The sequence below is a fragment of the Enterobacter cloacae complex sp. IR5428 genome (assembly GCF_049238585.1).
Taxonomy (GTDB): Bacteria; Pseudomonadota; Gammaproteobacteria; order Enterobacterales; family Enterobacteriaceae; genus Enterobacter; species Enterobacter intestinihominis.
Map to the genome: position 1 here is coordinate 1 of NZ_JBMKHV010000019.1, position 20,405 is coordinate 20,405.

General features: G+C 53.5%; 21 protein-coding genes and 1 rRNA gene. 11 read left to right on the forward strand and 11 right to left on the reverse strand.

Annotated features, from left to right (window positions below; all coding sequences use genetic code 11):
* Positions 1 to 5: 5 nt before the first annotated feature.
* The 3 genes from rrf (at position 6) to ACOTXC_RS20320 (ending at position 2,162) form a co-directional block, all read left to right on the forward strand.
* Positions 6 to 121 (forward strand): 5S ribosomal RNA (gene rrf, locus ACOTXC_RS20310).
* Positions 122 to 250: 129 nt separating this feature from the next.
* On the forward strand, positions 251 to 703 hold the full coding sequence (locus ACOTXC_RS20315) for a DUF4385 domain-containing protein (RefSeq protein WP_032622345.1): 453 nt from the start codon (positions 251 to 253) through the stop codon (positions 701 to 703).
* A gap of 151 nt (positions 704 to 854) precedes the next feature.
* The gene (locus ACOTXC_RS20320) at positions 855 to 2,162 is read left to right on the forward strand and encodes an MFS family transporter (protein ID WP_421767938.1); all 1,308 of its coding nucleotides are present in this window, start codon (positions 855 to 857) and stop codon (positions 2,160 to 2,162) included.
* Here the strand turns inward: ACOTXC_RS20320 and ACOTXC_RS20325 are convergent.
* The 5 genes from ACOTXC_RS20325 to trxC all read right to left on the reverse strand — a co-directional run bounded on the left by ACOTXC_RS20325 (position 2,159) and on the right by trxC (position 7,880).
* Positions 2,159 to 2,482 (reverse strand): YfiM family lipoprotein, encoded by a 324-nt coding sequence (locus ACOTXC_RS20325; RefSeq protein WP_022649053.1) that lies wholly within the window; start codon positions 2,480 to 2,482, stop codon positions 2,159 to 2,161. The two genes, ACOTXC_RS20320 and ACOTXC_RS20325, sit on opposite strands and share 4 nt — an antisense overlap.
* A gap of 45 nt (positions 2,483 to 2,527) precedes the next feature.
* Positions 2,528 to 3,883 (reverse strand): CDP-diacylglycerol--serine O-phosphatidyltransferase, encoded by a 1,356-nt coding sequence (pssA, locus tag ACOTXC_RS20330; protein WP_022649052.1) that lies wholly within the window; start codon positions 3,881 to 3,883, stop codon positions 2,528 to 2,530.
* Between the two features lie 109 nt (positions 3,884 to 3,992).
* Positions 3,993 to 6,656 (reverse strand): bifunctional acetate--CoA ligase family protein/GNAT family N-acetyltransferase, encoded by a 2,664-nt coding sequence (locus ACOTXC_RS20335; protein ID WP_063849974.1) that lies wholly within the window; start codon positions 6,654 to 6,656, stop codon positions 3,993 to 3,995.
* Positions 6,657 to 6,691: 35 nt separating this feature from the next.
* Positions 6,692 to 7,390, reverse strand: coding sequence for a tRNA-uridine aminocarboxypropyltransferase (gene tapT / locus ACOTXC_RS20340; protein ID WP_022649050.1), 699 nt, complete (start codon positions 7,388 to 7,390; stop codon positions 6,692 to 6,694).
* 70 nt (positions 7,391 to 7,460) lie between these two features.
* Entirely contained in the window at positions 7,461 to 7,880 is a 420-nt protein-coding gene (gene trxC, locus ACOTXC_RS20345; protein ID WP_003860733.1) for a thioredoxin TrxC, read from the reverse strand.
* Positions 7,881 to 8,084: 204 nt separating this feature from the next.
* Here trxC and ACOTXC_RS20350 point away from each other — a divergent pair, with 204 nt between their 5' ends.
* On the forward strand, positions 8,085 to 9,170 hold the full coding sequence (locus ACOTXC_RS20350; protein WP_023300740.1) for a tRNA/rRNA methyltransferase: 1,086 nt from the start codon (positions 8,085 to 8,087) through the stop codon (positions 9,168 to 9,170).
* A 39-nt stretch (positions 9,171 to 9,209) separates the two neighbouring features.
* Here ACOTXC_RS20350 and ung read toward each other — a convergent pair whose 3' ends face one another.
* Positions 9,210 to 9,899: a uracil-DNA glycosylase gene (gene ung, locus ACOTXC_RS20355; RefSeq protein WP_003860729.1), complete on the reverse strand. Its 690-nt coding sequence runs from the start codon at positions 9,897 to 9,899 to the stop codon at positions 9,210 to 9,212.
* A 314-nt stretch (positions 9,900 to 10,213) separates the two neighbouring features.
* On the opposite strand from ung, the gene grcA reads away from it, so the two are divergent.
* Entirely contained in the window at positions 10,214 to 10,597 is a 384-nt protein-coding gene (gene grcA, locus ACOTXC_RS20360; protein WP_022649048.1) for an autonomous glycyl radical cofactor GrcA, read from the forward strand.
* Between the two features lie 52 nt (positions 10,598 to 10,649).
* Here the strand turns inward: grcA and srmB are convergent, their stop codons facing one another.
* Positions 10,650 to 11,978, reverse strand: a complete 1,329-nt coding sequence (gene srmB / locus ACOTXC_RS20365) for an ATP-dependent RNA helicase SrmB (protein WP_022649047.1) — start codon at positions 11,976 to 11,978, stop codon at positions 10,650 to 10,652.
* A 132-nt stretch (positions 11,979 to 12,110) separates the two neighbouring features.
* On the opposite strand from srmB, the gene trmN reads away from it, so the two are divergent.
* Positions 12,111 to 12,848, forward strand: a complete 738-nt coding sequence (gene trmN / locus ACOTXC_RS20370; RefSeq protein ID WP_023306727.1) for a tRNA(1)(Val) (adenine(37)-N(6))-methyltransferase TrmN — start codon at positions 12,111 to 12,113, stop codon at positions 12,846 to 12,848.
* Here the strand turns inward: trmN and nadB are convergent.
* Positions 12,833 to 14,452: an L-aspartate oxidase gene (nadB, locus tag ACOTXC_RS20375; RefSeq protein WP_022649045.1), complete on the reverse strand. Its 1,620-nt coding sequence runs from the start codon at positions 14,450 to 14,452 to the stop codon at positions 12,833 to 12,835. The genes trmN and nadB overlap by 16 nt on opposite strands.
* Positions 14,453 to 14,877: 425 nt before the next feature.
* On the opposite strand from nadB, the gene rpoE reads away from it, so the two are divergent.
* From rpoE to ACOTXC_RS20400, 5 genes are all read left to right on the forward strand, one after another.
* A complete protein-coding gene (gene rpoE / locus ACOTXC_RS20380; RefSeq protein ID WP_006176728.1) occupies positions 14,878 to 15,453 on the forward strand; it encodes an RNA polymerase sigma factor RpoE in 576 nt (191 codons plus the stop codon).
* Between the two features lie 31 nt (positions 15,454 to 15,484).
* On the forward strand, positions 15,485 to 16,135 hold the full coding sequence (gene rseA, locus ACOTXC_RS20385) for an anti-sigma-E factor RseA (RefSeq protein ID WP_022649044.1): 651 nt from the start codon (positions 15,485 to 15,487) through the stop codon (positions 16,133 to 16,135).
* Positions 16,135 to 17,088, forward strand: a complete 954-nt coding sequence (rseB, locus tag ACOTXC_RS20390) for a sigma-E factor regulatory protein RseB (RefSeq protein WP_022649043.1) — start codon at positions 16,135 to 16,137, stop codon at positions 17,086 to 17,088. The genes rseA and rseB overlap by 1 nt, the downstream gene beginning before the upstream one ends.
* Entirely contained in the window at positions 17,085 to 17,561 is a 477-nt protein-coding gene (gene rseC / locus ACOTXC_RS20395) for a SoxR-reducing system protein RseC (protein ID WP_022649042.1), read from the forward strand. Before rseB ends, rseC begins: the two co-directional genes overlap by 4 nt.
* A gap of 431 nt (positions 17,562 to 17,992) precedes the next feature.
* On the forward strand, positions 17,993 to 19,222 hold the full coding sequence (locus ACOTXC_RS20400; protein ID WP_006811608.1) for a tyrosine-type recombinase/integrase: 1,230 nt from the start codon (positions 17,993 to 17,995) through the stop codon (positions 19,220 to 19,222).
* Here the strand turns inward: ACOTXC_RS20400 and xis are convergent.
* Genes xis through ACOTXC_RS20415 form a run of 3 tightly spaced genes read right to left on the reverse strand, consistent with a single transcriptional unit; the run spans position 19,200 to position 20,383 of the window.
* Positions 19,200 to 19,484 (reverse strand): excisionase Xis, encoded by a 285-nt coding sequence (gene xis / locus ACOTXC_RS20405; protein ID WP_023314677.1) that lies wholly within the window; start codon positions 19,482 to 19,484, stop codon positions 19,200 to 19,202. The genes ACOTXC_RS20400 and xis overlap by 23 nt on opposite strands.
* 46 nt (positions 19,485 to 19,530) lie before the next feature.
* The gene (locus ACOTXC_RS20410; protein ID WP_032674007.1) at positions 19,531 to 19,773 is read right to left on the reverse strand and encodes a DUF4060 family protein; all 243 of its coding nucleotides are present in this window, start codon (positions 19,771 to 19,773) and stop codon (positions 19,531 to 19,533) included.
* Positions 19,760 to 20,383: a hypothetical protein gene (locus tag ACOTXC_RS20415; RefSeq protein ID WP_006811606.1), complete on the reverse strand. Its 624-nt coding sequence runs from the start codon at positions 20,381 to 20,383 to the stop codon at positions 19,760 to 19,762. Before ACOTXC_RS20415 ends, ACOTXC_RS20410 begins: the two co-directional genes overlap by 14 nt.
* Between the last annotated feature and the right edge of the window lie 22 nt (positions 20,384 to 20,405).

Consider the following 20,405-nt stretch of genomic DNA (forward strand, 5'->3'; position numbering starts at 1 on the left):
ATTTGCCTGGCGGCTTTAGCGCGGTGGTCCCACCTGACCCCATGCCGAACTCAGAAGTGAAACGCCGTAGCGCCGATGGTAGTGTGGGGTCTCCCCATGTGAGAGTAGGGAACTGCCAGGCATCAAACAGAAAGATCCCCGTACCGGAAGGTGCGGGGTTTTTTGCTTTGTGCACGGAAAAACATGCCGGATGGCGGCTTCCCCTTATCCGGCCTACAATTGTTAAAACGATTTTAACAATGGTGCCGCTTTGACTCGTCCTTTTGATTACCAACAAGATTTTGCAAATATAAATTTTCGCGAACATCCCGAACGGTATCAGGTTGGCCGGGGTGAGCAGGGCGTATTGATGGTCGAGCCTTATAAAAGCGAAATCCTTCCACACTGGCGTTTTAAAAATTCTGAAGTCGCAGCGCGTTCGGCACAAGAGATATACGCTCTCTTTGAAGAGTACCGCAGTAAAAACGATTTTGTAGGCATGGATATGGCGCGTAAATTCATACAAATGGGCTATACCCGCGCCCGGCGATACGCGAATCATAAGGGCGGTAAAAAGTATGATGCGGAACGACAAGTCAAACCCCTCGATCACGATCCAGTGAAAGCAGAAGCAGCCGCAGTCTTCAAAAAGTGGTGGGATAAAATTCGTGCAGACGAAGATTACTTGCAGCGAAAAAAGGCCCACCAGCAGTCCTGGGGATAATTACTGCGTCCGCTAATAATTAGATAGCTGATCGAGTTCACAAAACGCAATGAAACATATTGGAAACATTTTATTTACCTAACGATTCGTTTTAAATCCGGTTTTACTGTTTGTGGGCAAAGGCCCGCAATGTGAGACAGGGGATATTAAAATGACAGAAACCGTAGCCAGTGCAGATACGGATAACACCAATTTGGCAGGTAAGGATACTCGCCGTCGGGTTTGGGCAATCGTTGGGGCCTCATCAGGAAACCTTGTAGAGTGGTTTGACTTTTACGTCTATTCATTTTGTTCACTCTACTTTGCGCATATCTTTTTCCCGTCAGGGAACACCACAACTCAGCTTTTGCAAACCGCAGGCGTTTTTGCCGCCGGGTTCCTGATGCGCCCTATCGGTGGATGGCTATTCGGCAGGATCGCGGACAGGAAAGGGCGCAAGACATCCATGCTCATCTCCGTATGCATGATGTGCGTCGGCTCGCTGGTGATTGCCTGCCTGCCCGGTTATGAGACTATCGGAACATGGGCACCGGCGTTGTTGTTGCTGGCACGTCTGTTCCAGGGGCTATCGGTCGGTGGCGAATATGGCACCAGTGCGACATACATGAGCGAAGTGGCGGTTGAAGGGCGCAAAGGTTTCTATGCATCATTCCAGTATGTAACCCTCATTGGCGGACAGCTACTGGCGTTACTGGTTGTGGTGATCCTTCAACAGATCCTTAGCGATGAAGATTTACGCGCCTGGGGCTGGCGCATTCCGTTTGCCCTGGGGGCAGCCCTGGCGGTTGTGGCGCTGTGGCTACGCCGTCAGCTTGATGAAACCTCCCAACAGGAGGTCAGGGCGCTGAAAGAAGCTGGTTCGATGAAAGGGCTGTGGCGTAACCGCAAAGCATTTTTGATGGTATTAGGCTTTACCGCCGCAGGCTCGCTAAGCTTCTATACCTTCACCACCTATATGCAAAAATATCTGGTCAACACTACGGGCATGCATGCAAACGTTGCGAGTGTCGTCATGACGGTGGCGTTACTCGTCTTTATGCTCATCCAGCCGATTGTCGGCGCGCTGTCGGACAAAATTGGTCGCCGTACCTCCATGCTGATCTTTGGCGGCATGCTAACCCTGGGTACCGTTCCGCTTTTGACGGCGCTACAGCATACAACCTCTCCGTATACCGCTTTCGCTTTAATCATGGTGGCGCTCATTATTATCAGTTTTTACACGGCAATCAGTGGCATTTTGAAAGCGGAAATGTTTCCCGCACAGGTGAGGGCGCTGGGTGTAGGCCTGTCTTATGCGGTCGCGAATGCCCTGTTCGGCGGTTCGGCGGAGTATGTCGCGCTATCGCTTAAGTCGTGGGGCAGTGAAACGACCTTCTTCTGGTATGTCACCGTAATGGGAGCGCTGGCGTTTATTGTCTCGCTGATGCTGCATCGCAAAGGAAAAGGTATCCGCCTTTAATAATGCGCCATCTGCCAGACGGCGTAGCCGGTTGTTGCCCCGGCTACGTCCCAGGCAAAATCTTTCCAGCTCCAGCCACTTCCCGAGGGGCGGCTATCCCAAAGTTCTTTTGATGCCCCCAGGCTGATGGAGAACATCAGGCCTATTGTGGCACTTCGATCCCTGCTATAACCCTGGTGCAGCGCATACTCATTACCCGCAGCGGACATCATTGCCGACGCCAGAAAGTGCTGAGCTTTATCCTGACCCGACCAGTTATCATTAGCCATATGGCTGCAACCTGTCAGCAAAAGAGGGATTATCAGGCAAGGCGTACGCATTAACAGGCTCCATAAAAAAGCCCCGTCGATGACAGGGCTCGTGTATTACAGAATGCGGCTGATGAGGCGATCGATACGGATCCGACGTAGACGGCGAATCAGCTTGCGAACTTTCACCGGGTAATCAGCGATGCTTTGCAGATCGCGATAATGACGAACCACTGTGGTATGCGTGCGTATAAGCTCCAGCTCACGATCGCGTTTCGCGGCTAACGCATGCTGAGGATCGTGAATAAGAATGGCGTTTTCCAAATCCAGACGCCAGGCGCGTGGGTTCAGGTTATTACCGGTCAGCAGCATCCACTCGTCATCAACCCACATTCCTTTGAGATGATAACTGTTATCTTCATCTTTCCAGAGGCGCACGACGAGCTGGTCCGTGTTCACATAGTACTGTAAACGGCTCAGAAAGCGGCGCAGGTTAATCTCATAGAGATAAGGCAGTGCGCCGATGATCTTGAAAGGCTGATCTTCCGGAATGAAAAAGTCGTTTGCCGTTTTATCCCCGACAATGATTTCCACCTTTTTACCATCACGCAGCAACTGAATGATATTACGCACCAGAACGGCGGGAAGGTTGAAGTAAGGGGTGCAGATGGTGAGCTTATGCTCCGCGCACGGCATCAAATGGAAGATAGTCTTGTTCAGGAGGCTGGATTTACCCAGGCCTACCAAAGGCGTAACGGATAGTTCTTCATTATTGGCATCACCCTGGAAACGATAAATCGCATCGCGCAGCTCCTGGCGGAAGGAGCGAACGTCGTTTTTGATTTCCGGGCTTTTCGGGCGATGAGGATCGTCAAGACGGTGCACACCCCGGCCATGAACCAGGTTTTTATCAACCCAGTTGAACATGATGTCGGTCATCTGCGGATTACGGATAAGATGGTAGCGATCGTAACGGTATTTATCGAGCTGATGGAGATACACATCATTCAGACTGGCGCCGCTATAAAGGACGCTGTCATCAATGATAAATCCTTTAAAATGAAGAACGCCAAGCGCTTCACGGGTATTCACCGGTACGCCATATACCGGGATATCAATACCCGGATTTTCCTGGGCCATGCGGCAATACCAGTCAGCATTGGTATTCGAGGCAGCCGCACCAATACGGCCACGCTGAGCACGGTGCCAGTCAACCAGCACGCGAACATCCAGTTCCGGACGCTGACGTTTCGCTTCATAGAGCGCGTTCAGGATCGCACGCCCACCTTCATCTTGTTCAAGATAGAGCGCCACAATGCAAATACGTCGCGTAGCGCTGGCAATCTTTTCAAGAAGCGTCTCCCGGAAATGAGCGGGAGCATAAAAGAACTCTACATCATCAACTGACTGAGAAATCTTCGGTAGTTGAGCAAGGTGTTGTTGATGTTTATTACGCTTAAATTTTGACAACATCACAGTGCGTTTCTTCTCTGTTCATTGAAGGGTTGTCTGTACCAGGCAAACAACATAAGCGGACAATGATACCCCAGTGCCGGGAAAAGTGGGTAACATTTCCAGCAGCTTACTCTTGTTTATCCGTCGAAGTCAGGCTGAGGGACAAAGAGACAATGCCTTCATCCAGCTGGATATCAACGTCAAAACCGAGCTTCCGCGCCAGGGTCACCATACCCCGATTATTTGGCATAGTAATGCCATTGAGCCGTGACAATCCGTGATCGCGCGTATAACCAATGAGTTTTTCGAGCAGCCGTCTGCCCAAACCCAAACCTTTAAGATCGGAACGTACCAGTACGGCAAACTCCGCATCCACGTTATCCGGGTCGGAAATGGCACGCGTCACGCCGAGGATCTCCTCTCCCTCTGCGGAACGGCGGACCGCCACAATCGCCATTTCTCGATCGTAGTCGATCTGGGTCATATTGGCTAAATCGTCGTGGGTAAATTCATTAATTTCGCTGAAATAGCGATAGTACAAATCTTCTTTCGTCACTTGCGAGATGAACGCTCGCAGCAGCGGCTCGTCTTCCGGCAGGATAGGACGAAACAGTGCCCGCTCTCCATTTTTCATCTCCACCCACTCTTCCAGATGGAGAGGATAAGGACGAATGGCGAGACGGCTTTCCCGGTCACCGACAAATGGCGCAATTTCCAGCGTCACGTCGAGGGCAGTGAATTCATTTCCGGAAGCGAGGAGCGGGTGGATGTCCAGGCGCTGGATCTCCGCACAGTCAACAATGAGGTTGGAGACCTTCACCAGAAACTGGCTTAACCCGGCGATATCAAGCGGCCTCAGAGCGCTTCTGCCGCGGATTTTTTTACTTTTGATGGCCTGAATAACCAAATAACGCGCCAGGTTCATGTTTAAAGGTGGAAGCGCGACAGCCGCTTGTTCTTCTGGCCGCCATTCAACGCCGCCTTCACCCAACATAATAAGTGGACCAAAAACCGGATCGTGTTCGACGACCACGCGCAGCTCCTGCGCACCTGCTCGGTTAGCCATGCTCTGCACCAGCAGGCCGTGGATCCGGGCCTGTGGCCACGTCATTTTAACGCGATCGATAATGGCATCCGCGGCCTGTTGTACTTCTGTCGCGGTGCGCAGATACAGCATGACGCCCTGAACATCCGATTTGTGCGGAATATCGGGGGAGCGCAGCTTCAGCGCGACCGGATAGCCAATCTGCTCAGCGATATGTACCGCCTCAGCGCTGTCACCGGCAATCCAGGTCGGCAGTGTTTGCATCCCATAGCTGCCAAGAATGGGTTGCACTTCATGCGTATCAAGCGAAGTGGCGCCCTCTTCGATGGCCTGTTGCAATAAACTGTGTACGTCCACCGAATTTGCTGTGAGGTTGCCCGGTAGGGCAGGCGTTTCACGCAGCTGCTTCTGGTTGCGGCGGTACTCAACCATATGCATAAACGCGGTTATGGTGCCCTCTGGCGTACGGTAGGTTGGCAACCCGGCTTCACTAAACAGACGTCGCGCTTCCTGCGAGGAGAACTCGCCGCACCAGTTGGTCAGCAGGGTGACGTATTTGCCGCGCGGATGGTTTCGGACAGCCTCAATCAGCGTTCGTGCACTTTCGCTGCCTGGCGCAACCGCGCTGGGCGAATGGATAATCATCAGCGCATCAAAGTCCTGGCTATCCAGCAAAATCGTGATCGCCTTAATGTAACGATCGCTGCTGGCATCATCGCGCAAATCGAGGGGATTATCGGGAACAACGCTTCCCGGTAACGCGTCCCGCAGGCGCTGGAGCGTCTCTTCACCCAGCGTGGCCAGCTTGCCGTTGCGTAGCCAGAGCTCGTCCAGCGCCAGGGCGGCGGGAGCGGCTCCGTTGCTGACAATCATCAGCTTTTCACCGCGCAGGGGACGCATGTGGCTCAACGTTTCGACGGCGGAAAAAAGCTCGTGCGTATCCTGTACCCGCAGTAAACCGGCGCGCTGGATCGCTGCATCCCATGCGGGATCCATCCCGGAATGGGAATGCAGCAGGCGCTGAGCCGCGGGGCTGCGCCCGCTTTTGATGACCAGAATCGGTTTATTACGCGATGCGCTACGCGACGCCGACACAAAACGACGGGCGTCGCTCAGGTGTTCAAGGTAGAGCAGGATAGCGCTGGTTTTGCTGTCACGCGCCAGGAAATCCAGCAGCTCATCGACGTCAATGTCCAGGCTGTCGCCGAGGGCGATGAAATAGGAAAAGCCCATCTCACGCTGCTGCGCCCAGTCGAGGATGGTATTGGATACCGCTGCCGACTGTGAAATAAAGGCCAGTTTGCCTTTACGGATCGGAACCGGGGAAAAACTGGCATTCAGCCCTTGCCAGGGCGCAAGCAGACCGAGGCTATTTGGACCAAGAATGCGCATCTGGTAGCGGCTGGCGCAGGCCAGCAGTTCGGGCTGCTGTTCAGGAGGCGAGGAAAGAATAATGCAGGTTTTACAGCCTTTCTGACCGAGCGACTCAAGCAATTCGAGGTTTCGTTTCGCATGCGTACAGAGCACGGCGAGGTCGGGAACAAACGGTAAACTTTGCACGTCCGGCCATGCCAGCACCCCCTGTACCGCTTTATAAGCGGGCGTAACGGGCATGACCGGGCCGTTAAACCCGCCAGCCAGCAGGTTACGCATCATCAGATACCCTGCGCGGTCCGGTTTCATCGAGGCGCCAATAACGGCAATGGATTTCGGACGGAGTAGCGCTTCTAACCCTCTCTGGCTCATGCAGGCCTCCTGTGAATGCAAGCGACCTGATGATTTTAAACGCTTTCTGTCTCTGTTGCTGTGACGCTACCCTTATGAACGGTTTTTCCTGCCAGATAACGTTCGCGGAAGCAGGAGAAGTGGGAGCTTAATGCGCTGGCCGCCTGGGTATCGCCCGCCAGATCCAGTAGCGCAATGGCGACTTCAGCGGTGCAATATTGACCCTCGGCATGCGCTTCTCGTAAGCGATAGGCCGAAACGCGCGACAGATCGACGGAAATCACCGGCAGCGCATCAAGATAAGGGCTTTTGCGAAACATCTTTCTTGCTTCGGTCCAGGTGCCGTCGAGCATAATAAACAGCGGCGGCTTACCGGATGGTGGCGCCGTAAGCACCTGGCGTTGTTCGCCTGCATATGATGCCGGGAAAACGACCATGGGCTGATAGTCCGGGTTTGCCACCAGGTCAAGCAGAGCCTGAGGTGGCTCAGTGCGCGACCACTGAAACGCTGCGGTATTGGGCAGAATATCGGCGATCAAACGCCCCGTGTTGCTGGGCTTCATCGGTTCGGTATCGAACATGACCAGACAAAAGCGGCTTTTCGCCTCGCTCGGTGCAAGCGTTTCGCACAGACACACTTTCAGCGGTAAAAGGCAGCGTTGGCAGCGGCGAATACGATTGCCTCGGGCCAGAAAAGGGCGGGTTGCGCGCGCAAGGCGCTCGGCGCGTAATTGAAGTACAGCGTTATCAGTCATGGGCGAAAAGGCAGGAAAAACCCCATTTTCGCAGAGGAGAGAACGGGGCACAAGATGTGCCCCGTGAATGTTACAGGGATTCGTTTAACCAGCTGTCGAAAGGCGCCTTCGGTACTGCACCATTGAGCATGTCGATCACTTCCCCATTTTTGAAAATCATAATGGTTGGAATGCTGCGAATGCGAAAACGGGCGCTGAGTTCACGTTCCGCTTCGGTATTCACTTTAACAAAACGCATTTTCCCGCTGCGCTCTTCAGCCACGTCTTCGAAGATGGGCGCAAAGTTACGGCAGGGGCCGCACCACGGTGCCCAGAAATCGACCACAACAGGCAGATCGTCCTTGAGGAGTTTGTCCAGCGTAGCACCCGTCGCGTTAATGACATCGCCATCAAATAATTCGTGGCCACAACGCCCGCATTTCGCACCGTCATCCATCCGATCGTCCGGAATGCGGTTTAAAGCCTGACAGTTGGCACATACGGTATTCATAACTAACCTCTGATAGAGCCGTGGAACAACGGCAGAACGCCGATAATGTTTCTGATATGTTACATATTATCAGTGAGCCTGTATAAATCGACAACGCGTTTTATTCAATGGGAACAATAGTCACAGGCTTTTGTACGAAATTATGGCTATGAGCTTGCACATCGGGTAATCTGCGCGCTTCGCGCAGCGCTGGTGGAGAAAAGCATGAACGACGAAATGAAAAACAAAAGCGGCAAGGTCAAAGTGATGTATGTCCGCAGTGATGATGACTCTGATAAACGCACCCAAAATCCGCGTACCGGAAAAGGTGGCGGGCGTCCGGCGTCTTCTCGTGCAGACGGTGGCCGTCGCCCCGCCCGCGATGACAGAAATAACCGCGGCGATGACCGCAAACGTGATGACCGTAAGCGTGACGATCGCAAACGCGATGATTTTGTCCGCGACGGTGGATCGCCATGGCGTACCGTTTCTCGCGCGCCCGGTGAAGAGGCGACCGAAAAAGCCGATCACGGCGGTATCAGCGGAAAAAGCTTTATCGATCCGGAAGTGCTGCGTCGTCAGCGTGCGGAAGAAACCCGTGTCTACGGTGAGAACGCCTGTCAGGCCCTGTTCCAGAGCCGCCCGGAGTGTATCGTTCGCGCATGGTTTATCCAGAGCGTGACCCCGCGCTTTAAAGAAGCGCTGCGCTGGATGGCGGCGAACCGTAAAGCCTACCACGTGGTTGACGATGCCGAGCTGACAAAAGCGTCCGGGACTGAACACCACGGCGGCGTCTGCTTCCTGATCAAAAAACGTAACGGCACCACCGTGCAGCAGTGGGTGAGCCAGGCGGATGCCGATGACTGTGTGCTGGCGCTGGAAGATGTGGGTAACCCGCATAACCTGGGCGCTATGATGCGTAGCTGCGCGCACTTTGGCGTGAAAGGCGTTCTGTTGCAGGATGCCGCGCTGCTGGAATCCGGTGCGGCAATCCGTACCGCGGAAGGCGGTGCTGAGCATGTTCAGCCGATCACCGGCGACAGCGTGCTGGAGGCCCTTGAGCAATTCCGTAACGCGGGCTACACCATTGTCACCACCTCAAGCCGCGCCGCTACGCCGCTGTTTAAAGCGACGTTGCCGCGCAAAATGGTGCTGGTGTTAGGTCAGGAGCGCGATGGTCTGTCTGATGCGGCACTCTCCAGCGCTGACATGAGCGTTTCTATCGACGGCACTGGCAACGTTGAAAGCCTGAACGTATCCGTTGCGACCGGCGTGCTGCTGGCCGAATGGTGGCGTCAGAACAAGGCATAAGCCTTATATGTGCCGGGCCTGACCCGGCACATTCAAACCCTACTCACTCTCTGCCGGTAACACAGGCATCCAGTCAATCGGCTTTTCGCCACGCTTTTCCAGCCACTCATTCGTCAGAACAAAATGGTTACTGCCAAAGAAACCGCGATGCGCAGACAGCGGCGACGGGTGCGGTGCTTTCAGTACGTGATGGCGCTGACGATCGATAATCGCCCCTTTCTTTTGGGCATGTGAACCCCAGAGTAAAAACACGACGCCTTCACGATGCTCATTGATTAGGCTGATAACCTTATCGGTAAAGGTTTCCCATCCCAGACTGGCGTGGGAGTGTGCCTGACCCGCCCGGACGGTTAATACGGTATTCAGCAACAGCACGCCCTGGCGCGCCCAGCTTTCCAGATAACCGTGATTAGGGCGGGTGAAACCCGGAATCGTTCCTTCCAGCTCTTTATACATATTCAGCAGAGAAGGGGGAATGGCCACGCCCGGACGCACGGAAAATGCCAGTCCGTGAGCCTGCCCGGGACCATGGTACGGATCCTGCCCCAGTATAACCACCTTCACGTCGCTCAGTTCGGTGTAGCGAAAGGCGTTAAATACATCTTTCTGCGGTGGATAAATTGTCTGGCCGGCCTGCCGTTCAGCCGCAACGGTACTGAGGGTATTAATAAAATAGGGCTGCTGCTTCTCTTCTGCCAGCACGTCATGCCAGGTTAAAGGTGTTGTCATCTCGCTCTCCTGCGAATTTCATTCTCTGCCTAGCTTACCTGCTAATGCCTGGTGAGCAAAATTACCCGCGGAAAAGCGGCTAAGTGTCTCAATTTATGTTGAAAACCAGGCAGGGTAAGTTGAATTGGTAAATCATTAAAATTGATCTAAAACAAAAAATTCAGACCACACTCTTTATGTGGTTAGTGATTTTGTTGATTTAAATCAATAAATCACCCGGGTCTGAATGTTATATATACACACAACAAACAATGGTTTTACCAATTGGCCGCAAAAGGCCAGCATCAGTTAATGTAGCCTAAGGGAGGCAACACATGATTACAGGTATCCAGATTACTAAAGCTGCAAATGACGATCTGCTGAACTCTTTCTGGCTGCTGGACAGCGAGAAAAACGAAGCGCGCTGTGTAGTAGCGAAAGCAGGTTTTGCGGAAGACGAAATCGTTCCGGTGAGCAAACTGGGCGAAATTGAATACCGTGAAATTCCAATGCAAGTGCAACCAGAAGTGCGCGTGGAAGGTGGTCAGCACCTGAACGTTAACGTCCTGCGTCGTGAAACGCTGATGGATGCTGTTGAGAACCCAGAAAAATACCCGCAGCTGACCATCCGTGTGTCTGGCTATGCGGTGCGTTTCAACTCTCTGACTCCGGAACAGCAGCGCGACGTTATCGCCCGTACCTTTACTGAAAGCCTGTAAGGTTTCAGCTTCGGGGGTGGAATAAAAAAGCCGGGAATGTCCCGGCTTTTTTTTACTCTTCAGTTTTTGTCTCTGGCGCAGCAGAACTTGGCTTACGGCGCTTACCAATATTTTTGGTATCGCGGTGGCGCTGCTTCACGCGCGGCTTCTCTTTTTCTTTCTCTTTTCTCTCAGCACGTTTCGCGAGCGCTTTCTTGGACGGTTTACCCGTCATTTTTTCACTCGGCGCACGTGTCGTCGGACGAAGTTCGTCAATCACACGAGCTTTTAGCGGCTCATCAACGTAGCGGCCAATTTTTTGGAGCAGCAGATGGTCGTGCGCTTCTACCAGAGAAATAGCAATCCCTTTGCGGCCCGCACGGCCGGTACGACCAATACGGTGCAGGTAAGTATCACCGCTGCGCGGCATATCAAAGTTGATCACATGGCTCACGTCCGGGATGTCGATCCCGCGCGCGGCAACGTCGGTTGCAACCAGCACATTCACGCGACCATCGGTCAGGCGCTTAATCCCTTCGGTACGCTTAACCTGTGCCATTTCACCTTCGAGATAGCAGTTGTTGATGCCAGCGTTGCGGAGCATTTCTGCCAGCTCATGCACTCGCTCACGTTTACGTACGAAGACGATGGTACGGGTTGCTTCTTCCTGCTTCAGCAGATGTTTCAGCAACTCAACCTTATGCTCAAGGTTATCTGCGCGGTAGTACCACTGATGGATCTTCTTACGCTCACGCGTCGATGGCGTAGCGGACACTTCCACCGGATCTTCCAGCAGACGTTCGGCGAAATCTTTAATGGCATCCCCTTCAAGGGTTGCCGAGAACAGCATTGTCTGGTTACGCCAGCGCGTTTCACCCGCGATGTGTTCGATATCCTGGGCAAAGCCCATGTCCAGCATGCGGTCAGCTTCATCGAGAATCAGCGTTTCCACCGCCCGGCAGTCGAAGTTCTCTTCTTTTATGTATTGCAGCAGACGGCCTGTCGTCGCGACAACGATATCCTGGTTTTCGCTGAACACTTCGGCGTGGTTCATATACGCTACGCCGCCGGTGATGGTCGCGATATCCAGATGGGTGTTCGCCGCCAGCTCACGCGCGTGTTCGGCAACCTGCATCGCCAGTTCACGGGTCGGGGTCAGGATCAAAATGCGCGGCGGCCCTGATTTTTTACGCGGAAAATCGAGCAAATGCTGCAACACAGGCAGCAAGTAGGCTGCTGTCTTCCCCGTGCCGGTTGGCGCAGAACCGAGCACATCGCGGCCCTCAAGCGCAGGCGGAATGGCCGCGGCCTGAATGGCGGTCGGGCGTGTAAAGCCTTTACTCTCAAGAGCATTGAGCAGGCTTTCATCGAGTTCAAGTTCGGAAAAAGTCGTTACAGTCATGTTCTACCTCTGTGTGGGGCGCTGATTATAGACGTTACGGCTGTAATCTTCATCTGTTTGTATGGATATCGCTTTTCGACCACTTCGCTTTCCCCTATGCTACTCCAGTTTCACACAGAAGGTTGCCCTGACATGTCTCAACTCAAAGCGCAGTTGCGCCGCGATGGTTTTACGTTTAAACAATTTTTTGTGGCGCACGATCGTTGCGCAATGAAAGTCGGTACAGACGGTATTTTACTGGGTGCATGGGCCCCTGTCGCAGGTGTAAAACGCATTCTGGATATTGGTACGGGCAGCGGACTTCAGGCGCTGATGCTGGCGCAGCGTACCGAAGAACACGTCACTATCGACGCCGTTGAGCTTGATCCTCAGGCGGCCCAGCAGGCAAGCGAAAACGCTGCCGATTCTCCGTGGGCAGAACGGATCAGGGTGGAATGCGCCGATGTCCTGACCTGGGCACCGGAGCAGACTGCGCGTTACGATTTGATCGTCAGCAATCCGCCGTATTTCACGCCAGGTGTGGAGTGTGGAACGCCGGAACGCGAGCAGGCACGTTACACCGGCTCGCTCGATCACAAGGCGCTACTGACCAGCGCGGCGGAACTCATCTCGGAAGAGGGATTTTTCTGCGTGGTCTTGCCCGAAAGCACGGGTAACACCTTCATTGAGATCGCTCGGGATATCGGCTGGAGTTTGCGTCTTCGTACCGATATTTCGGATACGGAAGGTCGCTTACCGCACCGTGTGTTGCTGGCGCTCTCGCCGAAAGAGGGGGAGTGCTTTACCGACAGGATGGTTATTCGCGGGCCAGACCAGCGTTATTCCGAAGATTACACTGCCCTGACCCAGGCCTTTTATCTGTTTATGTGAACCTGCGGCGTCAACACCGACGGGCCGGACGTTTCCAGCGGGTCGGGATAGTCCAGCGTATAATGCAGGCCACGACTCTCTTTGCGCATCATCGCACAGCGTACAATCAGCTCGGCAACCTGCACAAGGTTGCGCAGCTCCAGCAGATTATTGGAAACGCGGAAGTTGGCGTAATATTCATCAATTTCCTGCTGCAACATCATGATGCGGCGTAACGCGCGTTCCAGACGCTTCGTTGTGCGTACAATCCCGACATAATCCCACATGAGAAGCCGCAGCTCGTGCCAGTTATGCTGGATAACCACCAGTTCGTCCGGGTTCTCTACCCGACTTTCATCCCATGCTGGCAGGTGCGTTGTTGGACGTGCATAGGGCATGCGTTTGGTTATATCTTCCGCAGCCGACCACCCATACACAAGACACTCCAGCAATGAGTTTGATGCCATGCGATTCGCACCATGCAGGCCGGTGTAACTGACCTCGCCGATCGCATACAAACCATCCACGTCGGTACGACCATGATCGTCAACCATCACCCCGCCACAGGTATAGTGGGCGGCAGGCACAATCGGCACCGGATCGCGGGTTAAATCGATACCCAGACTCAGCAGCTTTTCATAAATCATCGGGAAGTGCTGGCGAATAAAGTCTGCCGGTTTATGGCTAATGTCCAGATACATACAGTCCACGCCAAGCCGCTTCATCTCGTGGTCAATGGCGCGGGCCACGATATCCCGCGGGGCAAGTTCACCTCGGGGGTCGAAGTCCGGCATAAACCTGGAACCGTCCGGTCGCTTGAGATACGCGCCTTCGCCGCGCAACGCTTCAGTTAACAGGAAGTTACGTGCCTGCGGGTGGAACAGGGCGGTAGGATGGAACTGATTAAACTCCATATTCGCTACGCGGCAGCCTGCGCGCCAGGCCATGGCGATACCGTCTCCGGAGGCGATATCCGGGTTAGTCGTGTACTGGTAAACCTTGGAGGCGCCGCCGGTCGCCAGCACAACGGCTTTAGCCTGGCAGGTTTCCACCTTCTCTTTATTCCGATTCCACACCCATGCGCCGACAACACGGCGCGTGCCGGGCAGGCCAATTTTATCGGAAATAATCAGGTCGACGGCGTTACTGCGCTCCAGCACCCGAATATTGGGATGGCTGAGGGCTTTGCTGACCAGCGTGGTTTCAACCGCTTTTCCTGTTGCATCAGCAGCGTGCAGAATACGGCGATGGCTGTGCCCGCCTTCACGGGTCAGATGATAGCTCTCTTCACCATTAGGCTGAACCTGCGTATCAAACAGCACGCCCTGGTCGATAAGCCATTGCACGCAGTGGCGGGCATTGCTGGCGACAAACTCTGCGGCATGCTCATCCACGATCCCGGCACCGGCAATCAGAGTGTCTTCTACGTGTGAGGCAATGCTGTCCGTTTCATCAAACACGGCGGCAATACCGCCTTGTGCATAGAAGGTGGAACCTTCGCTCATCGGCCCTTTACTCAGCACGATTACGTTCTGATGTTCCGCCAGGCGCAGCGCGAGGGAGAGGCCAGCAGCACCGCTGCCGATAATCAGTACATCACAATGGAGTTCAGGCGTTGTATTCATGATGTTTGTTTAATTTACTAAACATGGTCTGGGCAGAATAGCATTGTGATGCGAGTTATCGCACGTTTTTTTTGAAGCGTGTTGCAATGACTAAACGGATGGCCGGAAGTTAAATCATCGCTAAATGACTGGAATTATTTTGCGAAGCAGATCGTTAGCTTCAGATTTTGTGGTGAAATAAAGCCTGTGTTGCGTTACTCTTCTGACGATAAAGTTAATGATTCTTGTCAGAAAGCGGGTGCGTATCGTGAACAGACTTATAATGAGAGAAAATGAACGGTCTGCGGCGCGATGAACAAAAACAAAGGCGTTACGGAACTTATTGAAGAACAGACGCTCTAATTCGGTGCTTGCTCAAAGTGCAATGTTGTTAGAGTGGCGTTTCGATAACGCGTGGAATTTGGTTTGGGGAGACATTACCTCGGATGAGCGAGCAGTTAACGGACCAGGTCCTGGTTGAACGGGTCCAGAAGGGAGATCAGAAAGCTTTTAACCTACTGGTGGTGCGCTACCAGCATAAGGTAGCGAGTCTGGTTTCCCGCTATGTACCGTCAGGCGATGTTCCTGATGTGGTACAAGAGTCTTTTATTAAGGCCTATCGCGCGCTGGATTCATTCCGGGGGGATAGTGCTTTTTATACCTGGCTGTATCGTATTGCAGTCAATACGGCTAAGAATTATTTGGTTGCTCAGGGGCGTCGTCCGCCTTCAAGTGATGTTGACGCTATCGATGCAGAAAACTTCGAAAGTGGCGGCGCGCTGAAAGAAATTTCGAACCCTGAGAACTTAATGTTGTCAGAAGAACTGAGACAAATCGTTTTTCGCACGATCGAGTCGCTCCCGGAAGATTTACGCATGGCAATTACGTTACGGGAGCTGGATGGCCTAAGCTATGAAGAGATAGCCGCCATCATGGATTGTCCGGTCGGCACGGTTCGTTCACGAATTTTCCGTGCGCGAGAAGCCATTGATAATAAAGTTCAACCGCTTATCAGGCGTTGACGATAGCGGGATACTGGAAAAGGTATTAGGCATGCAGAAAGAAAAACTTTCCGCTTTAATGGATGGTGAAATGCTGGATAGTGAGCTGCTCGATGAGTTGTCTCATTCTCCCGAAATGCAACAGACCTGGGAGAACTATCATCTTATCCGCGACACTCTGCGGGGTGATACCAGCGATGTTCTCCATTTCGATATCTCAGCACGCGTTATGGCGGCCATTGAGAACGAACCTGTTCATCAGACCACGCCGCTTATTCCTGAAGCGCAGCCTGCACCTCACCAGTGGCAGAAAATGCCGTTCTGGCACAAGGTGCGTCCATGGGCCAGCCAGCTCACCCAGATGGGAGTCGCTGCGTGTGTATCGCTTGCAGTTATCGTTGGGGTCCAGCACTATAATACCCAGTCTGAAGCCAGTCAGCAGCCTGAAGCGCCAGTGTTCAATACGCTGCCGATGATGGGTAAAGCCAGTCCGGTTAGCCTGGGCGTACCGGCAGATGCCTCCGCAAGCGGCGGACAGCAACAGCAGGTACAGGAGCAGCGTCGTCGCATTAATGCGATGTTGCAGGATTACGAGTTGCAGCGTCGTCTGCACTCCGAGCAGCTTCAGTTTGAGCAGGCCCAAACCCAGCAGGCTGCTGTGCAGGTGCCAGGAAACCAAACTTTAGGAACGCAATCGCAGTAATGAAGCAACTTTGGTTCGCCATGTCTTTGATGGCGGGTAGCCTGTTCTTCTCTGCTAACGCCTCGGCTGATGTTTCATCCGGGGCGTTGTTGCAGCAAATGAATCTGGCCAGCCAGTCACTCAATTACGAGTTGGCATTTATTAGCATCAATAAGCAGGGTGTCGAATCGTTACGCTATCGCCACGCCCGCCTTGATAATCAGCCGCTCGCCCAGCTTTTACAGATGGATGGCCCGCGTCGGGAAGTGGTCCAGCGTGGGAACGAAATCAGCTATTTCGAGCCAGGCCTTGAGCCGTTTACGCTCAATGGTGACTACATCGTTGATTCCCTGCCATCGCTCATTTACACCGATTTTAAACGTCTCGCCCCCTACTATGATTTTATCTCAGTGGGGCGAACGCGTATTGCCGACAGGTTGTGCGAAGTGATCCGCGTAGTCGCGCGGGATGGGACACGTTACAGCTATATCGTCTGGATTGACGCAGAGACGAAGCTGCCGATGCGCGTTGATCTGCTCGATCGCGACGGTGAAACGCTGGAGCAGTTCCGCGTGATCTCCTTCGACGTGAACGGTCAGGTTGGCAACAGTATGCAGAATCTGGCCAAAGCCAGCCTGCCGCCTTTGCTTTCCGTACCTGCCGGCGATTCTGTCAATTTCAACTGGGTACCTTCCTGGATCCCGCAAGGATTCAGCGAAGTATCCAGCAGCCGTCGCCAGCTGCCGACTATCGAAACACCGGTTGAATCGCGCCTCTATTCCGATGGGCTATTTAGCTTCTCGGTGAATATCAATCGCGCTACGGCGAACAGTTCCGAACAGATGCTCCGTACCGGTCGCCGGACGGTTAGCACGACGGTACGCGATAATGCGGAAATTACCATTGTTGGTGAATTACCGCCGCCAACAGCAAAACGTATTTCAGACAGCATTAAATTCAGGGCTGCGCAATGATTAAAGAGTGGGCGACGGTCGTATCCTGGCAGGATGGCGTAGCGCTTGTCAGCTGTGACGTTAAAGCATCATGCAGCAGCTGCGCTTCGCGAGCCGGTTGCGGCAGCCGCGTATTGAATAAGCTGGGGCCGCAAACGTCGCACACTATTGCTGTGTCGAGCGATCAGCCGCTGGTGGCAGGGCAAAAAGTGGAGCTCGGCATCGCTGAAGGCAGCCTGCTCACTTCCGCCATACTGGTTTACCTTTCTCCGCTCGCCGGACTTTTCGTGATGGGCGGGGTTTTCCAGATGCTGTTCGGCACAGATTTGGCCGCCATGTGCGGTGCCGCCTTGGGCGGTGTGGGCGGGTTCTGGCTTGCTAAAGGCGTTTCCCCAAGGCTTACCGCCCGGGAAGCCTGGCAGCCCGTCATTCTCAGCGTTGCACTGGCACCCGACCAACTTCGTGTTGAGACGCTCTCTTCTGAGGCCCGGTGATCTGCCGGGCTTTATTATTATTTACATCGCAATAAAGTAAACGCCGTCTCTTCGCGCTATACCTGACTCTAAGTGCATTTCCAGCAGACGAGGTTGTAGTGTAGAATGCTGCGTTTTCGCACTGAAAAACGTCAGGCTAAGAACAGCGGCCTCCAGGAATTCGTAAGGCATAATTATTTAACTATATGAAGAACATACGTAACTTTTCGATCATTGCTCACATCGATAATTGATACCCCGCCAGCCTCCGCAAACCTCCGACAAAAACGCCTCAAGATCCCCATCAAATCAGCCTTTCCAAAAATTATACTGTTTGCATGTACAGTCAACCTACGACATCATAAGTCATGGTTTTTGTGTCCACCAGTGCGTCCATATCCTATGATGGACACATAACCCCCCGTTCTGATGGACACACGCAGGGACAAATCATGGCTATTTCAGATAGTTATCTAAAGTCGTGCCTTGGGCGCGAACGAGACAAAGTTGAAGAAAAGGCAGACCGTGATGGTCTGTGGGTACGTATCTCCAAAAAGGGGGCCGTTACTTTTTTCTACCGATTCCGCTTCCTGGGTAAACAGGACAAGATGACGATCGGCAGCTATCCGGAGTTCGGTTTAAAGGCTGCGCGCGATGAAGTGGCTAAGTGGGCCGCTATTCTTGCCCGTGGCGAAAACCCAAGGATCAGGCAAAGCCTCGACAAAGCCAAGATTAATAGCCAGTACACCTTCGAAGAGCTGTTCCGTGAATGGCACTCAATGGTCTGCATTCAGAAAGAATCAGCCGGGCAGGTCCTCCGCTCGTTTGAACTGCACGTTTTCCCCAAGCTCGGGAAATACCCTGCGCATCAGCTCACGTTACACAACTGGCTCACTGTCCTGGACAGATTGGCCCAGGGTTACAGCGAGATCACCCGGCGCGTGATCAGCAACGGCCGACAGTGTTATTCCTGGGCAGTGAAACGGCAGCTGCTGGAAGTTAACCCGCTGTCAGAAATGTCTGGGCGTGATTTCGGCATCCAGAAACAAATGGGTGAGCGAACCCTGGACCGTAAAGAACTGGCGATTGTCTGGCGAGCCATTGAGGATTCCCGACTCATTGAGCGAAACAAGATCCTCTATAAATTGTCACTGATATGGGCGTGCAGGGTCGGCGAACTCCGGCAGGCTGAAGTCGCACACTTTGATTTTGAAGAAGGGATCTGGACTGTTCCATGGGAAAACCACAAGACAGGGCGGAAGACAAAGAAACCGATAATTCGACCTATCATCCCGGAAATGCTCCCGCTGATAAAACGGGCCATTGAGCTGGCGCCTGGACGCTTTGTTTTTTCAAAATATGAAGACAAGCCGATGAGTGAAGGCTTCCATATGAGCATCAGCAGCAACCTGGTTAAGTTCATGCTCAAGGCTTATAACGAGCAGGTCCCACACTTTACTATTCATGACCTACGCCGAACTGCGCGAACGAATTTCTCAGAGCTAACCGAGCCGCATATCGCCGAGATAATGCTCGGGCACAAACTGCCTGGGGTGTGGTCGGTATACGACAAGCACACCTATGTTGAGGAAATGAGAGTGGCATATGGTAAGTGGTGGGCCCGACTTATGAGCATCGTCGAGCCCGACATTCTGGAGTTCACGCCGCGTCAGGTCGGGTGAGGCGGCCTTTATCATCACGCGTGAGGTTTAAGTGGGACATAGGCTTGCGGGTGGTCCTGGACATCTCTCTGATTTGCCAGGCTGTAACTTTGGTTTTTAACCATTTATTGGGGCCGCCCATGTAAGCGCAATCGGGCTCAGGGAAAGGGTTCTCGTTTGGGGCTCTTTTCCTGTAGCGTTCGAGCGTACGTGAGGAAATACACAGCTGCCCGCAGATGTCTTTAGTGCTCATCAGCTCAAATTTATTCGTTGCTTTGCTCATCTTTATTCTCCAAGGGCCCCTACCGGGGCCGTTTGATAATTCTTTATCAGGACACCTGGCCGGGAAGGGCACGCAGGCGGCGCATGCCTGTCATTGCCGTGGCCACATAGCTCGTCTTGCGGTTCACCACCTCAACCCAGACCTTCACGCCTTCAACTCTCACCGTGTAGGTCTCTTTCATCTTGCTGCGCCCATAGTCGCCGTATCTTTGCTGGTGGGCAGCCAGCGCGATTTCGCATGCCTGACGCGCTAACGGGGATTGCTGGTTACCTCGGTTAATCAGTCGCATGGCCATCTCCTTCGATACGCTTAAACTCGATCACCCAGACCCATGGGTTAGCGCGCCAGCTGTCAGAACCGTAGATGGATTCCCACAGGTACTTAAATGCGCCTGTTGCCGTTGGTCTTCCGGTCATGTTGTGGCCTGCAATGCAGTCGTAACAGTCCTGTGAGTCAGCAAGTGCATCCATGTCGATGCCTTCCGCTTCTGCATCCGCTTCACTGATGCCATTCAAGCGCTCAATCCGCACCCCGGTAATCTCCAACGTGATGCGGCTCGCCCAGCGCGGCATGTGGATGCTTGGACGCCAGCGGCCTTCTTCTGGCCAGTCTGCTGGAGTTGTGGCGCGGTACGCTATGTCGTGGCTGTTCTGGTCGATGTTGTAGCGCGCCCACGTCTCGCGCACCCAGATGCGGTCGCCTGGCTTGCCAAATGCGCTGTTCAGATAGTTCCCTGCCGACAGCTCCCCTGCCAGTTCATTGCCAGCCAGCTCGCACCCAAGATTTCTATCCAATATCGGAAACTTTACCGGGCGCCGTGTCTGCGTCTTCCTGCCGTCGAGGATGGCGCGCACCATCTCGCTGTTAAAAATCATCCCGCGTTCGATAATTTTCGTCATGTTGTTACTGGGAGGGCGGACC